Origin of the sequence: Stakelama pacifica (assembly GCF_004361835.1) — a bacterium.
Lineage (GTDB): Bacteria > Pseudomonadota > Alphaproteobacteria > Sphingomonadales > Sphingomonadaceae > Sphingomonas > Sphingomonas pacifica.
The window spans coordinates 1-18,684 of the sequence record NZ_SNWD01000004.1; the positions used below are offsets into that span (position 1 = coordinate 1).

General features: G+C 65.0%; 20 protein-coding genes and 2 pseudogenes. 4 read left to right on the forward strand and 18 right to left on the reverse strand.

Going from position 1 to position 18,684, the window contains the following annotated elements:
• A pseudogene (locus tag EV664_RS19520) lies at positions 1-83 on the forward strand (IS5/IS1182 family transposase); the annotation flags it as partial.
• Positions 84-115: 32 nt separating this feature from the next.
• Here EV664_RS19520 and EV664_RS19525 read toward each other — a convergent pair.
• Both EV664_RS19525 and traA read right to left on the reverse strand, forming a co-directional pair.
• A pseudogene (locus EV664_RS19525) lies at positions 116-1,825 on the reverse strand (type IV secretion system DNA-binding domain-containing protein); the annotation flags it as partial.
• Positions 1,822-4,458 carry a Ti-type conjugative transfer relaxase TraA gene (gene traA, locus EV664_RS07520; RefSeq protein WP_133495087.1) on the reverse strand — a complete coding sequence of 879 codons (2,637 nt, stop codon included), beginning with the start codon at positions 4,456-4,458 and terminating at the stop codon, positions 1,822-1,824. The pseudogene EV664_RS19525 and the gene traA, both read right to left, overlap by 4 nt.
• 153 nt (positions 4,459-4,611) lie before the next feature.
• Between traA and EV664_RS07525 the strand changes: the two genes are divergently transcribed.
• Together EV664_RS07525 and EV664_RS07530 are read left to right on the forward strand one after the other, a co-directional pair.
• Complete coding sequence (locus tag EV664_RS07525; protein WP_133495088.1) at positions 4,612-4,917, forward strand: conjugal transfer protein TraD; 306 nt, start codon at positions 4,612-4,614, stop codon at positions 4,915-4,917.
• Between the two features lie 37 nt (positions 4,918-4,954).
• Positions 4,955-5,218 carry a conjugal transfer protein TraD gene (locus tag EV664_RS07530; protein WP_133495089.1) on the forward strand — a complete coding sequence of 88 codons (264 nt, stop codon included), beginning with the start codon at positions 4,955-4,957 and terminating at the stop codon, positions 5,216-5,218.
• Between the two features lie 77 nt (positions 5,219-5,295).
• On the opposite strand, the gene EV664_RS07535 is transcribed toward EV664_RS07530, so the two are convergent.
• From EV664_RS07535 to EV664_RS07590, 13 genes are all read right to left on the reverse strand, one after another.
• Complete coding sequence (locus tag EV664_RS07535; RefSeq protein WP_133495090.1) at positions 5,296-6,186, reverse strand: HEPN domain-containing protein; 891 nt, start codon at positions 6,184-6,186, stop codon at positions 5,296-5,298.
• A 26-nt stretch (positions 6,187-6,212) separates the two neighbouring features.
• Complete coding sequence (locus EV664_RS07540) at positions 6,213-6,878, reverse strand: lytic transglycosylase domain-containing protein (protein ID WP_133495091.1); 666 nt, start codon at positions 6,876-6,878, stop codon at positions 6,213-6,215.
• Positions 6,875-7,444 carry a S26 family signal peptidase gene (locus EV664_RS07545; protein WP_229668167.1) on the reverse strand — a complete coding sequence of 190 codons (570 nt, stop codon included), beginning with the start codon at positions 7,442-7,444 and terminating at the stop codon, positions 6,875-6,877. The genes EV664_RS07540 and EV664_RS07545 overlap by 4 nt, the downstream gene beginning before the upstream one ends.
• Entirely contained in the window at positions 7,444-7,707 is a 264-nt protein-coding gene (locus EV664_RS07550; RefSeq protein WP_133495092.1) for a helix-turn-helix transcriptional regulator, read from the reverse strand. Before EV664_RS07550 ends, EV664_RS07545 begins: the two co-directional genes overlap by 1 nt.
• 139 nt (positions 7,708-7,846) lie before the next feature.
• Positions 7,847-8,281: a DNA -binding domain-containing protein gene (locus EV664_RS07555; protein ID WP_162848799.1), complete on the reverse strand. Its 435-nt coding sequence runs from the start codon at positions 8,279-8,281 to the stop codon at positions 7,847-7,849.
• Between the two features lie 88 nt (positions 8,282-8,369).
• The gene (locus EV664_RS19780; protein WP_133495094.1) at positions 8,370-8,681 is read right to left on the reverse strand and encodes a transcriptional regulator domain-containing protein; all 312 of its coding nucleotides are present in this window, start codon (positions 8,679-8,681) and stop codon (positions 8,370-8,372) included.
• 183 nt (positions 8,682-8,864) lie between these two features.
• Positions 8,865-9,191, reverse strand: coding sequence for a DUF736 domain-containing protein (locus tag EV664_RS07565; protein ID WP_056381788.1), 327 nt, complete (start codon positions 9,189-9,191; stop codon positions 8,865-8,867).
• A gap of 639 nt (positions 9,192-9,830) precedes the next feature.
• Positions 9,831-10,226: a hypothetical protein gene (locus EV664_RS07570; RefSeq protein WP_133495095.1), complete on the reverse strand. Its 396-nt coding sequence runs from the start codon at positions 10,224-10,226 to the stop codon at positions 9,831-9,833.
• A gap of 129 nt (positions 10,227-10,355) precedes the next feature.
• On the reverse strand, positions 10,356-10,520 hold the full coding sequence (locus EV664_RS19180; protein ID WP_162848800.1) for a hypothetical protein: 165 nt from the start codon (positions 10,518-10,520) through the stop codon (positions 10,356-10,358).
• Between the two features lie 269 nt (positions 10,521-10,789).
• The gene (locus EV664_RS07575) at positions 10,790-12,037 is read right to left on the reverse strand and encodes a hypothetical protein (protein WP_211338482.1); all 1,248 of its coding nucleotides are present in this window, start codon (positions 12,035-12,037) and stop codon (positions 10,790-10,792) included.
• A gap of 2 nt (positions 12,038-12,039) precedes the next feature.
• Complete coding sequence (locus EV664_RS07580) at positions 12,040-13,077, reverse strand: DNA-processing protein DprA (RefSeq protein WP_133495096.1); 1,038 nt, start codon at positions 13,075-13,077, stop codon at positions 12,040-12,042.
• Between the two features lies 1 nt (position 13,078).
• Positions 13,079-13,732, reverse strand: a complete 654-nt coding sequence (locus EV664_RS07585; protein WP_133495097.1) for a hypothetical protein — start codon at positions 13,730-13,732, stop codon at positions 13,079-13,081.
• On the reverse strand, positions 13,725-14,612 hold the full coding sequence (locus tag EV664_RS07590) for a DNA-processing protein DprA (protein WP_133495098.1): 888 nt from the start codon (positions 14,610-14,612) through the stop codon (positions 13,725-13,727). Before EV664_RS07590 ends, EV664_RS07585 begins: the two co-directional genes overlap by 8 nt.
• Positions 14,613-14,854: 242 nt before the next feature.
• Between EV664_RS07590 and EV664_RS07595 the strand changes: the two genes are divergently transcribed.
• Complete coding sequence (locus EV664_RS07595; RefSeq protein WP_133495099.1) at positions 14,855-15,664, forward strand: hypothetical protein; 810 nt, start codon at positions 14,855-14,857, stop codon at positions 15,662-15,664.
• A 3-nt stretch (positions 15,665-15,667) separates the two neighbouring features.
• Here EV664_RS07595 and EV664_RS07600 read toward each other — a convergent pair whose 3' ends face one another.
• From EV664_RS07600 to EV664_RS07610, 3 genes are all read right to left on the reverse strand, one after another.
• A complete protein-coding gene (locus EV664_RS07600) occupies positions 15,668-16,366 on the reverse strand; it encodes a hypothetical protein (RefSeq protein WP_133495100.1) in 699 nt (232 codons plus the stop codon).
• Between the two features lie 38 nt (positions 16,367-16,404).
• Positions 16,405-17,322 carry a DUF2493 domain-containing protein gene (locus EV664_RS07605; protein ID WP_133495101.1) on the reverse strand — a complete coding sequence of 306 codons (918 nt, stop codon included), beginning with the start codon at positions 17,320-17,322 and terminating at the stop codon, positions 16,405-16,407.
• A 312-nt stretch (positions 17,323-17,634) separates the two neighbouring features.
• Positions 17,635-18,675, reverse strand: coding sequence for a DUF7146 domain-containing protein (locus EV664_RS07610; RefSeq protein ID WP_133495102.1), 1,041 nt, complete (start codon positions 18,673-18,675; stop codon positions 17,635-17,637).
• Positions 18,676-18,684 lie beyond the last annotated feature (9 nt).

Genomic DNA, 18,684 nt, shown 5'->3' on the forward strand with positions numbered 1-18,684 from the left:
ACACCCGCTACGATCGCTGCGCCCACACGTTCATGTCAGCTATCTGCATCGCCGCAACCGTCATCTTCTGGCTGCCGCAATGAGTCCTGAGCCTAACATAAGGAAATCGCACCCGTCTCCATTCCGCGCCAGTCGCGCGCTTCAAGAAGCCCTCACGGTTCGAAAGTTGCATAATCTCGCTGGCGAGTGTCACTTCCTCGACCGTTCGCTTGCTCTGCATCGACATCGAGCGAGAAGCGTACCGGCCGCGGGTCCTCGATCGGCTGATATCGTCGCGCTCCACTTCGCGGCTGCCGATCAGGTCGGAGGCAAGTTCGGCCGTGCCGCCGCCCTCGCTGAGGCCGGAGCGGAGAAGCAGCAGGTTTCCGCAATTCTCGATAATTGTGTGCGCCCCCTCACCATAGACCGCCTTGACTTGCGCAGATGACTGAAAGCCGATCGCGACACAGCCGCCGAATTTTCGGAGACGTGCCTGAGCGTCCTTCAGGCCTTCGATCCGACCGAGCGCATCCAGTTCGTCGATGTGGAACCAGATTCGGCGATCCCGATCGGGCGGCAACGATAAGGTTTCAAGGATGGCGATATTCATCCAGCACGAAATGAGCCCGCGCAGTGCCGCGACCTGATTGGCCGTATAGGGGAGCCAGAGCGACCCCGCGCCGGATCGGACCCATTGCCTGATCGAGAAGGGTTCGCCATCGAGTGCGATGATGAAGCGCAGGTTCCCAATCGCCGGCGCCAATGTGCCGAGGATGCTGGCGAGCATCTTCTCGCCACCTGGCTCGAAATAGCGCGCCGCGGCTGTGCCTTGGCACAGGAGCTTGAGCTCAGCGACGGACCCTGACGCTAGCATGGTGATGAGGTCGCTGGTCGTGCCGAGCCCAAGCCGTCCAAAATTCTCCAGTGCTGCCGCGAGCAATTGCTGAGCATAGGTGATCCATTGATCGTGCTCGCCGATACCGAGGTGCGGCAGCACGGACTGAGCGAGAAACGCATAGTCTCCCGGGCGCTCGATCTCGGCGAGCAGGTCCCAACGCGCGCAGCGACGATCGAAGGGGTTGAGTATGACGTCGCCGGCTTCGAAGAAGGCACTCATCGCGGCGCCGTCCGGATCGGCCACGACCTGACGATCGCCGCGTCGGATCGCATCCGCCATCAGGGCACGCAACGCCGTCGACTTGCCGGAGCCGGTCGCGCCGATCGCCGCGACATGCATGGTTTCGTCCTCCCGCGACAGCGGAACCCCCGCCAAGGTGACCCCGCCCGTCAGGCGGGCCTTGAGTCGACCGCCACGCTGTCCGGTGAAGACGCCCAGGCGGGTGCCGCGCAGATGGGTAACCTTGCGCGGGCTGGCGGCAAGACGGGCTGCGATCGCGCCGCCCAAGAAACCGAAAGCCGCGGGCATCACCACTGCAAGCGGCCAGCTGTCGGCTCGAAAACTGGTGTAGAGCGAAAACCCAAGCGCGCTGCCGCCGAGCCAACCGAACGGAGCATAAACGAGCGGCCAGAAAGTCCGGCGATCGACGCATTGGACGATGGCCGCCGCGACCGTGCCCGGGAATGCGGCGAGCGCGAACCACAGATGATAGCCATGGAGTGCGAGCCAGGCCCAGCGTTGTTCCAGCCAGGGTTCTAAAGCGTGACGATGCGCCCAATGCTCGCGCACGAGATCGGCGAACGCGAAGCGACCGTCGAGTGGAATGAGCAGCCGCACGAGCGGCCAGCACATGGCGACCGCAGCGATGGCAGAGAGGAAGGCGATCTGCTGGACGACCGGTTCGGAACCGCCGCCGCGACCGCCGCCGCTGCTACCGGGCGTGTTCATCGCTCCGCCCCGTAATCCTTATCGCGCGAGGCGACGGGCGCCTTCTTCGCGGCTGCCAGCGCTTCGCGCATCGCTTCCGGCGTCTGGCGGGGCGCTGCATTGCGTGCCGCCATCATCGCGCGGAGCGCCTTCGCCTGGTCGCTGTTCGCAGGATCGGCGCTGCGTCCTGACTCAGCGGTCTTGGCCCGGGACGCGGCTTGGGCGCGTGCGTCGACCTGGTCCCTCCCGGGATGCCGGCCGCCGCCGGCTTCCTGGGAGCCCACCGCGACGGACGTGTCGCGCGTCGGTGCCTGTGCGGGAGTGTGCTCCTCGGCTCGACCGAACACGCGGGAAACGAGAGCTGCCAGTCGGCGGGGCTGTTCGCGCGGCGCTGTCGGTCCCGGATCGGCTGGCGCCCGCGCAACGGCCGTGGGTTGCGGACGGGTCGGCGACGGTGGAGCCGCTCGATCGTAATCAAGCGCCATATCCTTCGGCCGTTCACGCGCCAGCGTTCTGCGGAGCGCCGCCTCATCGGCGAAATCGTCCCGCCCATAGTGAAGCACGGTGCTTGTCCGATGGCGGCTGAGCGCAACGTAAGAAGAATGCCCATCCAGGCCGGGCGTCGCCAGCACATGGGTGCGGTCGATGGTCATCCCCTGCGTTTTGTGAACGGTAGCAGCATAGCCATGATCGACATGTGCGTAGGTCTTGAGATCGACACTGATCCGGCGGCCGTCGTCGAGCCGTACCGAGAGATTGTCCGGCGCGGCCTTCTCAATGGTGCCGAGCGTGCCGTTCTTCACACCGAGGTCGCGCTCGTTCTTGAGGAAGAGGATTCGGTCATTGTCGGCAAACTCCCGTAGTCCGCGCTCGGTGCGGATCGCCAAGTCTGTCCCGAGTTCGCCCTGCGCATGGAGCCGGTCGCGCGCCGCACGATTGAGCATCTGAACCTCCTGGTTGGTATGGGTGAGAATGATGCGCGAGGCGGCGGGCGCATCGCGGCGCTCCGCATCCCAGCGATCGATGAGCGCCGCGCGGGCGACGTCGCGCGTATCGGCGGCATGGACCATGCCCGCCTGGTTGTAGGCCGCCAGCGCCTCGCCGGTTCGACCAGTCGCGAAATTCCGGGTCGCCTCGCGCATCCATTCGGCAGTCTGCCGACGCACCTCCCCGATCTCGGCGGCGCCATGGCGCTCGGCGAGCAGACGAAATGCCGCGCCCGCTTCGATCGCCTGCAATTGCTGCGCATCGCCGACCATGACGACTTTGGCGCCAGCGCCCGCGGCCTCTGCGAGCACGCGCTGAAGCTGCCGCGTGCCGATCATCCCTGCCTCGTCGACCACCAGCACATCGCGTGGCGTGAGCCGATCGCGGTCGCGCGCCCAGCCATGTTCGAGGCTGGCGATGGTGCGCGACGCGATGCCCGATCCGCCTTCGAGATTTTCGGCGGCGATGCCCGACAGCGCCGCGCCGCGCACGGTGTAGCCGGTCGCTTCCCACGCTTCGCGCGCGACGCCCAACATCGCTGACTTGCCGGCACCAGCGTAGCCCACGACGAGAGCGAGACCGGGCTTACGCAACACATGATCGAGCGCGGCGCGCTGTTCGGCACCGAGTTGCATGCCGCGCGCCTCGGCGGCGTCAACGGCGCGGCCGAGATCCGCGCGCGATACACTATGACCTCGCATCTGCGCGAGATGCTCGGCGTCGCGCACCAGCACCTGTTCCGCACTCAACATGCTGGTGGTGGTGAAGCGCTCCGCGCCATGACCGTCGTGTCCAAGCGCGAGCACCGTTTCATGATGGCGCATGGCGTCGAGCACGCGATCGAACTGTTCCTGTCCGTCGGAATGGCGATGCGCGAACATCGCCAGGTCGCGCACGGTGAACGTCGCTTGCTGCCGCGTCAGCGTTTCGAGTCCGACGCGCGGATCGGCGATGATTGCCGCACCATTGTCGCGTGCAATTGCGCGATGGTCCTGGGCGCGTTCGGCGTCCTCGCCTTTCGCTTCGCGGCGAGCGCCCGCGGCACCGATCTTGTGCTGCGGCTCTAGCTCGATGCCCTGCGCGTCATAGCTACGGTGATCGATCCGCACTTCGATCCCGAGCTGCGACAGGCGATCGTTGACGTGGCGCGCCCAATTCTCGCGCCAGCTCTGCAGCAACGCCGTGGCGTTCCACTCGCGCACCTTCGGCCCGAACCCGTCCGGGCCGACCTCGCGCATGGTCAGCATGACATGCGCGTGCGGCTTGGCCTCGCCATCAGGGCCGATGTCCCAATGGACGTTGAGATCGGCGACCATGCCGCGCCCGACGAATTCTCGGGCGACGAATTCTCGGGCCAGCGCAACACCTTGGTCCCGCGTCATCTCGCGTGGGATCGCGAATTCCACTTCGCGGGCGAACTGTGCGTCCTTGCGCTTTTCGGTCGCCTCGACCTCATTCCACAGCGTTTCACGGTCGCGGAGGCGCTCGGGCGCGCCTTCGGGCAACATCACCTCGGAATGGACGACGCCAGCCTTGTTGGTGAAGTCGTGATGTCGGCCGAGCCGCTCGTCATGGAGGCGCGATGCCGAGCGATAGGCAGCGGACGCCACCGCGCTGCGGCCCGTGCCGCGTCCCATGATCTTGGCCGAGAAGTGATAGATCGCCATCGCGGCAACCCATTTACGCCTGAACCCGCGACGTCGGTACGACGTATAAGCGCGCTCTCCTACGCTAGAGCGCTCCGGAGAGATTTGATCCGTTGAATAGGGGCTGGTCAGACCCAGCTAGGCCGCATCGACACGACAAATGGAGATGTGACGATGCGAAAGGTACGGGATTTCGACGCCGAGCTGAAGGCGCTCAATGATCGGGCGAAGCTGCTCAAACAACGCAAGATCCAACAATTCGGCGAACTGATCGAAGCGACCGGCGCTGATGTGCTCGAGCCCGATTTGCTTGCCGGCGCCCTGCTGGCGGTAGTGGCGGAGACGGACAAGGCGGTCATGACGAAGTGGAGCGCGCGGGGAGCGCAATTCTTTCGCGACACGAGCCGGCGATCCTCGCGCCGCGCTGGTGGCAATAGCGCAAGCGGCAAGGCGGCTGAAGCAGGCACGGAACCGGCTTGATGCGGCGCGGGCAAGGATCGACACGCGAGCATGGGTGATGGCCAGGCGCGAACGCACCAAACATCTCATCGAGCTCGGCGGCCTCGTGCAGAAAGCTGGTCTCGTCGGCCTCACGGACGATGACCGGGCATTGCTGTACGGCGCCTTCCTTGATCTCGCGATCCGCCTCCAGGGCGATGACGGGGCGCAATCGAAGCTGCTGTACCGGCGACGCGGTGCCCGAGCGTTCGCGACCGAGGCGGACGAAACCGCACAGGCGAAATTGCGCGGGCCGGACGGCGCGCAGGAGGACGAAAGATAATCTTCAAGAGCGTCCGCGCATTGGGGACCGGTGACCGCCTTCGCGTGGAGCGCGATCGCAGAGCGCACGATACGAACTCAGCTGTCGAACAGCGGCGGGCGCGGTGCCGGCCAGTCGCCCGTTGCCATCGGTGCGGCAAAGTCGCGGTTGCTGAAGCGGCGCACGGTCGAAGCGGCAATGAACTGGACGCCGAGCGCGAGCCGCACGACGTCGAGCCGGGTGAGACCAGCGGGCTTATAGCGACTGCCGACATAATGCGGCATGCGCGCCACGATCTGAGCGATCAGAAGATCGTCACGATGAGGCGTTTCCGCCGCAAGCCGGCTGCTGAGCTTCACGAGATCGTGTCCCTCTGCACCCTTCTTGCCGAAGCTGTTCGGGCCGGCGCCATTCCGCACCAGCGCGGCTTTTATCGACAGCTCGGCGACGAGGCAGATCGGCTGCAGAACCGAATCGACGCTGAAGGTCGTGGGAAGGTTGTTGGCGGCATCCGCCAGATTGGAGGTCGCCATCTTCCATAATTCGAGATCGGCACCATTGCCGCCACGAATATCGTCAAGCCCGTAGGTCAGATCGAGCAGATCGGCGAAAGCGAACGCCGTCCCGGCGGCCATCCGCTCGTCCTCACGGCACCACGACCACCATGCCTCTTTGCTCGGAAAGCCCGACACGCTCCATGGTTCGAGCGTCTGCTGTCCGAACACGACCGGCACCGTAACCTTGCGGACCTGATCGACGACGGCTGCCAGGCCGATGCCCACGCCGGGCCAGGAATCGTCCACCTCCGGCATCATGGCGCGATACGCGCTCATTATCTTCTGCACTTCAGGGTTCCCGCCGACGCCCATTGAGAAGGCAGAACCGAGGATTTCAGTGGCCGCCCGGAACGGCCGCTGGTGCATATGCACGCCCTCTTTCGCATATTTGAGGTCGAGCGCGCGCAAGGTGTCGAGAGTCCATTTTGTCATGGGCGCAGCAGATAGCCTGGCCGGCGTCATCGTGCAGCAGCCGACTTGTCTTCAGCGTTGCGCAGCCGTGCGAGCGGAAACATCCGATCGCTGGCCGCGCGCTCGGCAACGGGATCGATCCGGGGCGAACTTCCGGTTGGATCGGACGTGACGGCGCGTGCCAGGAACAGCTCGGCCTCCTGCCATCGCGGCGGGGCGATTGGCGCAGGTCCGCGCGTGACGGGCGATGCGATGCGCGCGGCGTAGGCGATCGTTTCTGCCGGCAACGGGGCGGAGCCCGCAACGTAGCGCTCGTAACGTCCCGGGCCGGCATTGTACGCCGCGATCGCACCGGCAGCGCCGTAGCGGTTTGTGAGCTCAGCGAGATACATGGCACCGCCGATCATGTTCATGCGCGCATCGAACGGATCGGGTCCGAGACGGTAGCGCGCGGTGAGATAGGCCCAGGTCGCGGGCATGATCTGCATGCAGCCCATCGCCCCTTTCGGCGATACGATCCGGGGATTGCCGCCCGATTCCGCCATCATGACGCGCAGCACGACATCGATCGGCAAGCCTGATCGGTTGGCGGCTTCGGGCGCATGGAGCGCGCAACCATTGGTGGCTGACGATGCCGCCGGCTGCGCGACGACCGGGCATGTCGCCGCGAACAGCGCGACCGCGCAGCCGGCGTTCCTGAATCGCGCGCTCATGACCAGGTCCAGATCGGGGTCGCGATACCGAGTACCTGGTGCCGGTCGACCGGACCAAAGTAGCGGCTGTCGAACGAGTCCCGGTGTACTGGCGCGATCAGGAACAGCTGGTCGGGCTTCAGTCGACGGCAGCCCGACCACGATGGCAGGGGACGGCCGGCGCGATCGCGCGGCAGCGCGGAGGTAGTCGTCCACCCGTTGACGGTCACGCGCAGGCCAAGACGGCAGATGGTCGCGCCGCCCGTCGCCGCGATGGGCTTCAGCAACGGGACATTCGCCTCGACATAGCGGCGCCCCGCCAGGAAGCGCGCGAGCGTGGGCGACGGGCGCACCGCGACCATGTCGCCGACGCGCAATGCGGGTGCCGGGTCAATGCGATAGAGGCCGAGCGGCACGCTCGCCGACGCGTTCCAGATGAGACGCACAGGCGGATGGTGGATCGTCGGCAGAAGCAGGCCGGCAAGCGCGGCCGTACCGGTGGCGATCAGGCGGAGCCGGTTGGAGAAGTGTCGCAACTGGCGATCAGGCGCGCTCGGTTGCGGCGAAAGGTGCGGAGCGTTGGCCATCACCCGTGCTCCGGCGTCTGGTCGGGGCGGCGCACGGCCGGGAGGACAGAACCGTTGTTCGGGTCCGACGTCGATGCGCACGCGCCGCGATCGGCCCAGGCGCGTAATTCCTCGAGCTTGTAAACGACGCGCCCGCCGATTTTCCGGTAAGCGGGGCCGGTGCCGTAGGTCCGGTGTTTTTCGAGCGTGCGCGCCGACAGGCCAACATAATGGGCGGCCTCCTTGGTACGCAGATAGCGTGTGTCCTTGATGATGTCGGGCATGACCGGGCTCCTGTGGGGCGAGAAGCGAGGCGCGTGCCAAGCGCCTCGCGAACCCGGTCATCATCGGCGACGAAAGAAGGCCCGTGGTGGCCGGAACGAGGGGGCATGAATTCCGACCACATCAGACCACCAGCGGCTGCTAGGACGGTGGACGTGATCCAAGCAGCAGACGATAGCCACCAGCGATCATCTGGGCCGCGGCATCGGCAAGGCGCCGCAGATCGGAGCGTTCCGAGCTCGATCGCCAGTCTCCTGGCGGCTGATCAAGGACCAGCCCGCCGATGTCGCGCAAGCTCGCACCGTCCTGCGCCAGGTCATGGACATAGAGCATCGCCGCGTGGCGGTGCGCCTGCGCGAAAGGTGCGGCGCGGACGGGAACACCATGGCCGATTGAACGGCGGAAGGTCGCCGCGGCCTGGATGCGGGTCGCGTGTCTCGTGTCGGGGTGGAGATAGATGCCGAAGCTGCCGCCCGTCGCGGGCGCGAGGCCCGAGGGAAGCCAGAGCTGCAATTCGGGCGATCCTCGGCGGCGGATCAGCAGGTGCGTCCCTCCCGGCGAGCCGATCCGGATCACGCGCTCGCCCCAGCGTTCGAAAAAGAAACGGAGATCGCCGATCGCCGTTGCCCATGGCACCGGCCGCACGATCGTCAGAACGGACGTATCAACTTCCGGACTCCAGGCGATCGGCGGCGCGTCGACTGCCGGCGTGTCGGGATCGGACGCGAAAGGTGAGGCCCCAATGGGACCACCTCCCTGCCAAGGGATGCTTTGAAATATTCAGAATCCTGCGCGCGGACCGGCGCATCACCGCTTGGGTACCCGTGCGCGCGCGCGGCGCTGACGGGTTGCCGGAGCGCCAGATATCGCGGAAGTCCGGATTGCGACGCAGCCATTCCCAAGCGAAGCCGCGCGCGTCCAATGCGGTCAGAGCCTGATATTCAGCGGGTAAGCGTAAGCGGTTATATCCTGGCATCGTGAAACTCCTCGATGCCCCCTGCGGGAATAACCTAAGTTGCGAATGCTGCACTGCGCAACGACGCGCCAGCTTATCTGCGAATAAGTCGCAACTTATCGCAAGTGGTTAATAACTATGTTCAAAATGGATCAAATGAAAGCCCCGCCCGGTCGATCCGGGCGGGGCGTTTGATTGGTCGGATCAGTCGCCGTTGCGGCGGCTGGGGCGCGACCAGATCAGGTTGAAGGTCTCGCCGTCCTCGTCGTCGAAGAGGTTGGCGTAGATCGGAGCGGTGAAGCTCGGATCGTCGAGCTTGAGGCCCAGATAATCGCGGCCCTCGTTGGACTGCTTGGTCCAGGCGGCACCGATCTCGGCCCGGCCGACCATTACCCGGTGTGAGGGCGCATTGTCGTTGGCGCGGTTGCTGTCGGGAACGATGCGGACGCCCTTGGCCTGGACGCTGAGAGTGACGATGTCGCCGACGAACTCGTTGTTGGCGGTCTTCTTGAAGGTGCCGATGGTAGCCATTTCAAATCTCCAGTCTTGATCCACGAGGCCCGTGCCCATCACGGTCTCGATGGCTTGGGACATGACCGGGGCTGCCGCGGCCGCAGTCGTAGGCCTGAAGCGTCAGCGGAAGACGGCGGCGGAGCGCTTTTTTGATCCCGCGAGGAATGCCGGCGCAGCCGGCAGGGGAAAAAAGTGACCCAAAGCCGTTGCGGCCATGAGCGGCAGAGGCGAAGCCGGTCCCGGTCATCAAGCCATTTCAGAGAGACCGTTTGGGCACTGGCCTGGATCCGCCGACACGAGAGGTGGCGCCCGTATCGGTGCCATTCCAGAAGCCCGACATCGCGATCGTGGTCCCGGATATGAACGCGTGCAGATAGGGGTGACGCCCGTGGTACCGGCATCGCGGCGGCGAACGCCTCCTCCTGCGATCGGATGGGACCCCGCGAATCAGCCGTCAAACCAAGAGACCAGACGAGGTGGGCGCGTCGTCGGGCTTGGACTTCCTCCAGCGCATCCGCTCCCAACGCCAAACGGCGGCGACGGGCGGACAGACAGAACAGATCGCCCCGCCTCCTTCCGGCCGTTGGCGATGCTCGGACGCGAAAAACCCCGCCCGGATCGACCTGGCGGGGCGAATTTGGAGCCTTGGCGGGAAGATCAGATTGCGGGGCGCAACAGGCGGTGGGCGGCGATCACGGCGCAAAGGCCGGCGCCGATCAGCCCGGCGATGATGCCGGTGCTGCCCGCAAACCATCCCAGCGCATGTGCGACGGAATATCTGGCAAGTGCCGCTGGCATTGCGAAGAGCGCCGCGAGCGCGGCCCTCGCATAGGGGCTGGCGAGCTTCAGCGCCGCGAACCGGCTCGTCCCGATGACGACCAAGCATACGAGCACGCCGATGCCGACGGCCAGCAAGGGCGAACAGCCGAGACGGCTAGCGCCGAACCCGGCGGCGACGCCGAGGGCAATTGGCAGCGCCAGTGTCGCACCGGCGAAGATCTGGTAGATCAGATAACCGACCCCGAGCAGGGTCAAGGGGAGCATGACCGGCATGGCGTCGCATCCTTATGGCAAGGGGTTTGACGCGCTTCCACCTGCCACCACAGCGCGTCGGGATCATAGCAGAAATGGCCCGCCAGCAAAACCGCTGGCGGGGTCGCCCGGTCGGGCCGAGTGGGCGGATCAGCTTGCGTGGACATCATATTCGCGGACCACGCGCTCGAGGTCGCCGTCATAGTCATCGGTCGGCATCGCGTTGTAACCTTCATCGGTCTCGATCAGGATGATGATGACCTTGAGGGTGCAAGCGAGGTTCCAGGCGTAGCGCTGTGCGGTTTCGAGGCTCATGTCCGACTCCTGTCGTTCTGAGCGGGGCCACTCCCCGCTCGACAGGCGCCGACGCATCCGGGCGCGCGACCGCGATCACCGCGTCCGTGAGGGCACAGCCCGAACAGCGGCCGCATGCAGAGCATAGCGGACCCCCTGCGGGTTGATCGAACAAGGTCGCGGGTCCGGGAAGGACTAGCGCCTCAAAGAGCGGGGAGTGGCGCCGCGGTGCGGAGCGTGGAACAGCTTGGGCCTAGCGCTATGACCTGGTCCCTTGGCCTTGCGGCTAGTCAGATGCCGGCGGGCCAGTCCCAACTGAAATAGCGCTGATAGACCTCGGCAAGGTCGGTCGGTGCGGCATGCGAACTGATCGCGCTCGAATACCAGTGCGTGGCTGTGGCGATCGTGGTGGGGAGGGTGTTGGCGACATAGGGCCCGAACGGGCCGAAGGGTGGTGACACCGCCCGATAGTCGGTGTTGATCGTCTTCAGCCAGCTCACGCAAACCGCCTTCGCGCCGGCAGCTCTCAAATAGGCTCGGGCGGCTTCGAAGCTGTTACCCTCGGTGCAGATGTCGTCGACGACGAGGACACGCTTGCCCCCGCGTGCCGGCGGCGATTTGTACGGCTTACCGCCGACGCCCCGGACCGGCGCGGGATTCAGCCGGATCGTATTGAGCTGATTGTCGAGGCCGACGCTTCCCCCCGATGCACGTGCTGTTTGCGACTTCACAGCTTTGGTGTGACGCAGGATCAGGTCGGGGAGATAGCTTTTACGCAGGGACTGGCCGAGGATATTCAATGCTTCGCCGATCACAGTCTGATTGGAGGTGGGCGCATGTCCCGGATAGGCGGTGATATAGTCGATGTCGTCGGCCAGGCCCGAGACGTAGATGCGGGCGGCGAGCAGGCGTCCCCAGAAGTTGGCGTCACCGGCACCATGTTTCGACGTCGCCTTCGCATTTTCCGAATACGCATGGGCCTGCGCGTATTTGGGCGAAAGCGTCGTGAACGGCGCCAAGGCGTAGACCCGCAGATCGCCCTGTTCCAGAGCCCAGAACCAGGCGTTGAGACCGAGGCAGAGGCAATCGACGAAACGCGCAACGTCGCGGGGAGACTCGAACTGGAAGCCATAAGGGCTCGCGACGCCGTGCCACATGGCGTTGAGGAAGAGCAGGCCCCCATTGGCAGCGGTTTTCATATCGTCGGTCGTGCTGCCGACGTAGAGGACTTCGTTCTTCTGCCAGCTCTTTTGCGCAAGGATATGGCCGGTGGCATCGGCGCGCGGCTTGTACGGCATTCCGTCGCGGCCACCGATATAGTAGCTGACGGGACCGAGCCGCTCTTCGAGCAACGTCCGAAACGGCTGTGCCTTGTCAGGCGTCGTCACGGTCCAGTCGTGATTGCTGATGAAGACCGGTTCGACACCCCGCGCTTTCAGATACCGCAGCAAGCGCAGCGTCTCTTCGAACAGCGCGCCATCGATCGTGCCCTGCTTCACGAGCACGTCGTGCAATGAAAAGATTGCCCCCTTCAGCATGTCTAGCTGTCTCCGAAGAGCGAAAGCTGGCCCATCTGCGCAAGCGAGGGCCGACCGATCGCAGCGCGGACGAATGCGTCGAAGCGACCTTGCTCGTGCGGTACCGTGAAAATCTCGCCCGATGGCAGACCCAGTCCGGATTCGAGAATTAGCCGGTCGGCTGGCCATTCCGGCAGGCGGAGACAAGCGATCGGACGGCCGAGCGCGGTCGCGAAGCGGACCGTATGAGCGGTTCCACTGCGGCGCTGCCATTCGGCGGGGAGCAGTATCCGGCCGAGCGCTGCCTGCAGCCGGTTGCGCTGAACGAAGTTTTCGGCGCTGTAGGAGGCATTGGGCAGATATTCGCTGACGATGCTGCCGCCGGTCGCAAGGATATGGTCGCGCAGCCGGCCCGATCCCTTGGGATAGTCTTCGAGCATACCGGTGCCTAGGACCGCGATCGTGGGCACGCCGGCGTGCAGCGAATGCTCATGCGCCAGCTGGTCGATCCCGGCGGCCAGGCCGCTCACGGTGGGCGCGCCCCATTCGCCGAGGCAGGCGCCGACATAGCGAGACAGGAAGTAGCCATCCGGACTCGGCTTGCGGGTGCCAACGATAGCAATGGAAGGCTCGGCGAGAAGCTCGACCGAACCCTGGACAAAGAGCCAGTGCGGCGGCCGCTCGAGCTCGAGGAGCGCGTTAGGGAAGCCAGGCGAGTGCCGGAACAGCATGGCGATGCCGAGTGCTTCGAGCTGTTCGGCGAGGCGGTCACCGCGACCTAGCGCATTCTGCCGAACGGTCGACCAATGCCGTTCGGACATTGGCCGATCACCGCTAACCTTGGGCTGCGTCTCTTCCGGACCAAATTCGAGCGCATCGCTGAAGGAGCGGCCGGCGTCGGCGAGTGCGAACAGCGTCTTCTGGCCGATGCCGCGCACGGTAGCGAGCGCAAGAAAGGCGCGCTCCTCGTCTAGCAGACGGCGGCGCTGCAGATCGAGCTGACCGGCTGCGTGTCCGTCATGCACGCTCTGCGAGGGGATATCGACGCCGCTGCGCTCCACGCTACACGTCTCCGAAAATAAGCGGATCGTCAGGGAAGACGCGGCGGGCGACGAAAAGGCCGATGATAGCCACGCCGGGGAACCGGCCGGACAGGACCGTGTGCATGGCACGGTAATGGGTCCCGGCGGTCAGCACATCATCGACGATACCGATCGCTTGGGGCGGTGGAAGCGCGAGCGCCTCGTCGATCGTGTACAGGTCGAGCAATTGCTCGACGGTAACGCGGTCTCCTTGCGCGACTTCGTGCGAGGCGTTGGTGGACGCTCCTTGACGCACCAGTGCGCGGACGTCGGGTGACGGTTGACGCATGAGGCGGCAGATCCGCTCGATGCGGTCGTCATGATCGGGATGGTCTGCCGCCTTCGAGCCGGGCACCGGCACGAGGGTCGCGTTGGCGAGCCAATTGGCGTTGAGCGCTGCGGCGAGCGAGCGCGCGCAATTGCCGATAGCCTGCCCTTTATACCAATAATGGGGCTGGCCCGCCTGGCTCGGCTTCTTTTTTAGGTTGCTGATCAGATTGTTGGTGGTGCTGAACGAATAGTCGCGGTGTGACGTGTATTCGTACAGATAATAGCATTTGTCCTCGGCCGTCAGATGGTAGTGATCCGCGCGGCTCGTTTCATCGATCAGGGATAGCCGGACGCCGTCAACCAAGAGCGCTCCAGATGTCTTCGGGAGTACGGACGCGAACAGCGCCTTCCGCCTCGAAACGTGCCGGCCAGGTGATGTCGGTCCGCTGGAAGCAGGAGTCGAGGATGAACAGCTTGCGGCGCTGGTGCAACGCGGCGCGAGCCTGTGTAAGCGTACCCGACGTCTCGCCAGCCTCAACGATGATCGTTCCTTCGGTGAGCGCGCTCATCGTCACATTGCGCTCGGGGAAGAACAGCCGGTTATGCTGGGGCGCTTGCTTGGCGTAGCGCAGCACGGGCACCTGCGAGATCAGCAGATGGTCGCGGGCGATCTCCTCCTGGAGCTCGCGATTTTCCTTGGGATAGCAGGCGCCGAGCGGCGTCCCCACCACCGAGATCGTGCGACCGCCGCGCGCGATGGCCGCGCGATGCGCAGCGGAGTCGACGCCCTTCGCTAGGCCGGAGACGACGGTGAAGCCGCGATCGACCAACTCGCGCGCAAGGCGCTCAGCCCGGCGGATGCCATCGGGCGATGCTTCGCGGCTGCCCACCACAGCCATGCAGCGCGTCTCGGTGATTTCCCACGCGCCGCGATAATAGAGCAATTCGACCGGATGGCGCGCATCGCGAAGCTTGGCCGGATAGTCACCCGCATGGTGGATGCGCACGCCGAATTGATGCACGCCCGCCTTCTTCAAAGCCGCCATCACTTCAGCGGCGCATTGATCGGCGAGCTGAGCCGGCACGAAGTCGGAAGGTAGCGCTTCGGAATCGAGCGCGAACTTGTCGGCGAGGCTCTTGAAGGTAGCGCCCTTTTCCAGCCACAACGCTTCATAGGCGCCAAGCTCGCGGCGTGGGGAGATGGGCGCCAGTGCAGGACCCGAGTCGCTGAGTGCGAGCCGCATACTCACACCCTCTGCATTGAATATGTTTGTCCCATCCGGGCCTGTCCTTCCCCTCGGTGCCAGCCTCGGCTTACAAGATGTGAAGCCTATCGCAGGTCATGGCAAGTGAAATGTCCGTCGCCGCGCTGCGGTGCCGTGCCGCTGGACGAAGTGACCTCGATACGCGACTGAATATGTTCTTGTTATGTTCCGTTGTCAACGATGGACTTGGTCGCGTGGGCCGGGGCGCATAGACTGGCGATATGAATCTCGATCGCGACAATGAGGACGAAGAGCGCCATTATTGGGAGTCGATAGAGGACGAAAAGCGCGAGGAGGAAGAGCGCGAAGCGCAGAAGCGAGCCGACGCTATCGAGACGATGGAGGCATGGTTTTTCGAGCAGTTCGAAGATCCTCAGGTCGAAATGCCTCGGGACAGCGAAGAGCAGACCTTCCTGTTTCCTTGGGGAGGCCCCTTCGAAGCGAGCGATGTGCTCCATGGGGAGTTTTCCCATCGATTTGACGAGGCCACGATCATGGCGGCGGTCGAGCATATCGAGCGCGACGGCACGGTCGAGTGGGCTCCGACGTCGCACGGGGACTATTATGAGCACCCGGATCCGGAGCCAGAACCGGAAGCTGACGAAGTTTCAGTCGCGAACCGTGCGGAGCTGACCGAGCGTATCCTTGATCGCCTCGACCAGCTCGAGGCGGCGATCGCTTCGCTGCCCGGCCAGCCGGGCAATATCGGGCATAACGCGCCGCCCGAGGAGATCGGCCTGCCGCCTTATGGCGAGGCGGAGACGGCCGAGATCAGATTAGCGATTGTCGAGACGCGGACCGAGCTCGCCGCCGCCGACCCTGATCCGGCCGAACTCGCCACACTGTCGCGCAGATTCGCCGGTTGGGGCAAAGCGCTCGGGACCTGGCTCACGAAGAAGGGCGATCTTGCGGTCGACGAATTCATCAAAAACGCTATGAAGGTGGCAACCTGGGGCGGCGCCTTGACGCTGTTCCATGCATTGGCGGACGACCTCATCGCGCTCGCAAAACAGCTGTTGGGCGGCTTCTAGGCGCTACGTGCCGTCCACATCGGCATCACATTGCCGCGCGAAGGCCGGTCCCGCGTCGACCAGCTCCACGTACAGCGGCATCACGAGCATCAGCGACGCCGCCAGACACTCGATCATCAGCCAGGCGCGCCGCTCATATTGCTCGCCACGCGCTGCGAAAGTGGCGCCGAGCGGCACGGTATTCAGTATCGCGAAGGAGGATGCGGTACCGGCGTCGTTGGGGTGCGCATATTCGCTGAGCTGATCGTAAAGTGCGCGAAAGGCGGGCAACGTCTTGGTGAGTTTGTCGACCGCGTTCAGGATGTTGATGGCGTCTGGTCGGTCGTCACGGACGCGCGAGCCCATCAACATGCTCATGAGGGTCGCGTCGAGCGTGTCGATGCCACCGCCCTGATAGCGGGTTACCAACCGATGCAGGCTGTTCAGCGCCGCGATCGTCTCGATCGTCGCGCGCGTCAGCACGATGCCGGCGACATGGTCGTCTCGGTCATAAGCGCCGAGCGCTGAGCGCCCAAGCTCCTCGGTCCGCCACAAAAGGCTGTCACGATAAAGTGCCGCCTTGAAGGGCAGTTTGGACCGGCGCGCGGTTTCGCGGGCGGCCAGCTGAGCGGGGCGCGCGGCAGCGATCTTTACCAACGCGTCCGCCGCGCTGGTCCTGCTCGCCGCATGATCCCATCCAAGGTTGGATTCGCTACCGCTCATCGGTGGTATCTTCCCGACCGGCAACGCGCCGTCCAGTGTCAGCTGGCGCCGAAGCGCCAGACCGGGATGCCAGCCTTGCGCGCCTTGTCGGCGAGGTTGGCGCTGATACCTGTGCCGGGAAAATGGATGACCCCGGCTGGCAGCTGCTCGATCATGACATCGTTACGCTTGAAGGGAGCCGCCTTGGCGTGCTTGGCCCAGTCCGGCCGGAACACGATCGCTGTGACCTTGCGAGTCCGTGCCCAGCACGCCGCGATATGCTCGGTGCCGGATGGCGTGCCGCCATGGAGCAGGACCATGTCGGGGTGCTTGGCGAGAACGCGGTCGAGGACATCCCATACGCGCCGGTGATCCTGATAATCGGCGCCACCGGTGATCGCGATACGTGTGCCGGCGGGCATGAGGAGCTCAGCGTCGGTCCGTTTGCGGGCCATGATGAAATCACGGCTGTCGATCATGCTGGCAGTGAGCATCTTGCGGTTGAGGAGTGATCCCGAGCGCGTGACCCAGGGTTTGCGGCAGTGGGTCTGGAATTGATCGGCGAAGGAGTCGCGAAAGGCTTCCATCGCATCGCGTCGTTCGAGCAGGGTGCGGCCGATCGCGGTCGCCGTCTCGAGCTCTACAGATCGAACTTCGGACCCATCCAGGCCGCGTTGCAGCCGGCGTTGCTCCTGCTCATTGTCGTCGAGCTCGCGTTCGAGCCGTTCGCCCGCACGGTGGAAGACGTTGGTGATGCCCCAGAGCAAATCCTCGAGGTCTGGCTCGAGCCTGGTGTCGGAGAGTGCTGCGACCATCGCATCGAAGGTGTCGGCGGCAGCGCCTGCGACCAGTCGGGCTTCGGGAAGCGGTCGAGGGTCGGCTTCGTCTTCAAAGGGCCGTCGGCCGTAAAGCTCCAGTTCGTCGAGCAAGTGGGCGATGTGCGACTGCTCGTGCTCGGGTTCGTCGTGATCGGTCATCGTCTTGTCCTCGCGTGACCGCGTCCGTCGCGGCCTTCGTGGCGACGACTGGCGGCGGCCGCTCGGTGCGCGCACCCCGAGCGGAAGCGATCCGGCGCGCCAGCGCCGGCGGGGCCGAAGCGCGAGCGGAGGACGGCGTAGCGCGGCTATTTTGGATCGCGATGCAAAGCGCGGAAGCGAAGCGGACGCGCGGCGGAAAATAGCCGCAGCGGAGCCGTTGTGCGGACCGGGCGGCTGTCGATCCGTCGCCCTCTCAGAAGGCCGGGACGCGGGACATCAACGCGAGGTCCGATCACGATATTGGCGTGCCGCTCAACGAAGCAGAGTCATGCGATCGAGATCGTCGACGCGAAGGAGCGTTCGGAGGAACTCGCGAAAGCGATCGATTCCCATATGCTGCAGGTCGGTGTTGAAGTCGTCCGCCTGCGGCTCGAGATCGAGCATCTCGATGCCGGCATTGGCCGCGCGATCCCGAAGTTTGCCGAGCGCATGGGCTCCTGCGGGATCACGATCGCGGGCGACATAGAGCCGTTGGAGCGTTGGAGGGAAGCGGATCGCGGCAAGATGTGCGGAGGACAGTGTGGCGATTGCCGGGAGTGCGGGCGCGGTCGTGCGTACCGACAAGACCGTCTCGAGTCCTTCGCCGGCGATCATGACGGTGGTTGCTCGACCGAAGCGCACGCCCATGCCGAGAAGGTCGCCCATCGCCCGTCGCGGCGTGGCGGTTGGCGCTTTGCCGGAACCGTCGGGGGACAGCCAAGTGCGATGGCAGCCGGTGATCATGCCATCATCGTCGGTCACGGCGGCAATCAATGCGGGAAAGGCGTTCGCTGTGCCGGGAGGGTCGCCGTCGGACGGGCGATACCAGCAGCGAGGATGGAAGCGGAGCCAGCGTTCGGTGCGAAGGCCGGTAATTCCCCGTGCCCGAAGATAGCGTTCAGCAAGGGTGCCAGAGATCGGACGTAATGCGGCGAACAGGCGCTGCGCAGCTTTGCGCGATCCACGCGGAGCGGCAGGCTCGTCGGGGTCAAAGTCCGGAACCTCGCGCGGGAGAGCCAGGAATCGGCGCGCCTCGTCGAGGGTGTCGGCCAACAGGCTGTGTCCGCAGTGCGATCCGATCAGGTCGAGCAGATCGCCATGCTCGCCGGTGGCGGCGTCGGTCCATTTGCCGGCGGCGCCCTTGCCATGTTCGCCGCCCTTCAGACGGACATAGAGGCTGCGCCCCTTGGAGCCCTGGATGTCGCCTGCAATCCAGTAGCGCCCTTCGCGATGACCGGCCGCGAGATAGTGGCGGCAGACGGCTTCCGCGTTGCGCGCAAGCTGTCGGGAAAGGTCTGAAGCGGCGCCGGCCATAAGCCTCTC

What these genes read in the sequence shown, in the direction of transcription:
- EV664_RS07545 (WP_229668167.1), bottom strand. Translation starts at nt 7,444, where the DNA reads ATGGCCAACGCTCCGCACCTTTCGCCGCAACCGAGCGCGCCTGATCGC.
- EV664_RS07595 (WP_133495099.1), top strand. Translation starts at nt 14,855, where the DNA reads ATGAATCTCGATCGCGACAATGAGGACGAAGAGCGCCATTATTGGGAG.
- EV664_RS07605 (WP_133495101.1), bottom strand. Translation starts at nt 17,322, where the DNA reads ATGACCGATCACGACGAACCCGAGCACGAGCAGTCGCACATCGCCCAC.
- EV664_RS07535 (WP_133495090.1), bottom strand. Translation starts at nt 6,186, where the DNA reads ATGACAAAATGGACTCTCGACACCTTGCGCGCGCTCGACCTCAAATAT.
- EV664_RS07550 (WP_133495092.1), bottom strand. Translation starts at nt 7,707, where the DNA reads ATGCCCGACATCATCAAGGACACACGCTATCTGCGTACCAAGGAGGCC.
- EV664_RS07610 (WP_133495102.1), bottom strand. Translation starts at nt 18,675, where the DNA reads ATGGCCGGCGCCGCTTCAGACCTTTCCCGACAGCTTGCGCGCAACGCG.
- EV664_RS07600 (WP_133495100.1), bottom strand. Translation starts at nt 16,366, where the DNA reads ATGAGCGGTAGCGAATCCAACCTTGGATGGGATCATGCGGCGAGCAGG.
- EV664_RS07575 (WP_211338482.1), bottom strand. Translation starts at nt 12,037, where the DNA reads ATGCTGAAGGGGGCAATCTTTTCATTGCACGACGTGCTCGTGAAGCAG.
- EV664_RS07565 (WP_056381788.1), bottom strand. Translation starts at nt 9,191, where the DNA reads ATGGCTACCATCGGCACCTTCAAGAAGACCGCCAACAACGAGTTCGTC.
- EV664_RS19180 (WP_162848800.1), bottom strand. Translation starts at nt 10,520, where the DNA reads ATGAGCCTCGAAACCGCACAGCGCTACGCCTGGAACCTCGCTTGCACC.
- EV664_RS19780 (WP_133495094.1), bottom strand. Translation starts at nt 8,681, where the DNA reads ATGCCAGGATATAACCGCTTACGCTTACCCGCTGAATATCAGGCTCTG.
- EV664_RS07525 (WP_133495088.1), top strand. Translation starts at nt 4,612, where the DNA reads ATGCGAAAGGTACGGGATTTCGACGCCGAGCTGAAGGCGCTCAATGAT.
- traA (WP_133495087.1), bottom strand. Translation starts at nt 4,458, where the DNA reads ATGGCGATCTATCACTTCTCGGCCAAGATCATGGGACGCGGCACGGGC.
- EV664_RS07530 (WP_133495089.1), top strand. Translation starts at nt 4,955, where the DNA reads ATGGCCAGGCGCGAACGCACCAAACATCTCATCGAGCTCGGCGGCCTC.
- EV664_RS07590 (WP_133495098.1), bottom strand. Translation starts at nt 14,612, where the DNA reads ATGCGGCTCGCACTCAGCGACTCGGGTCCTGCACTGGCGCCCATCTCC.
- EV664_RS07570 (WP_133495095.1), bottom strand. Translation starts at nt 10,226, where the DNA reads ATGCCGGTCATGCTCCCCTTGACCCTGCTCGGGGTCGGTTATCTGATC.
- EV664_RS07540 (WP_133495091.1), bottom strand. Translation starts at nt 6,878, where the DNA reads ATGAGCGCGCGATTCAGGAACGCCGGCTGCGCGGTCGCGCTGTTCGCG.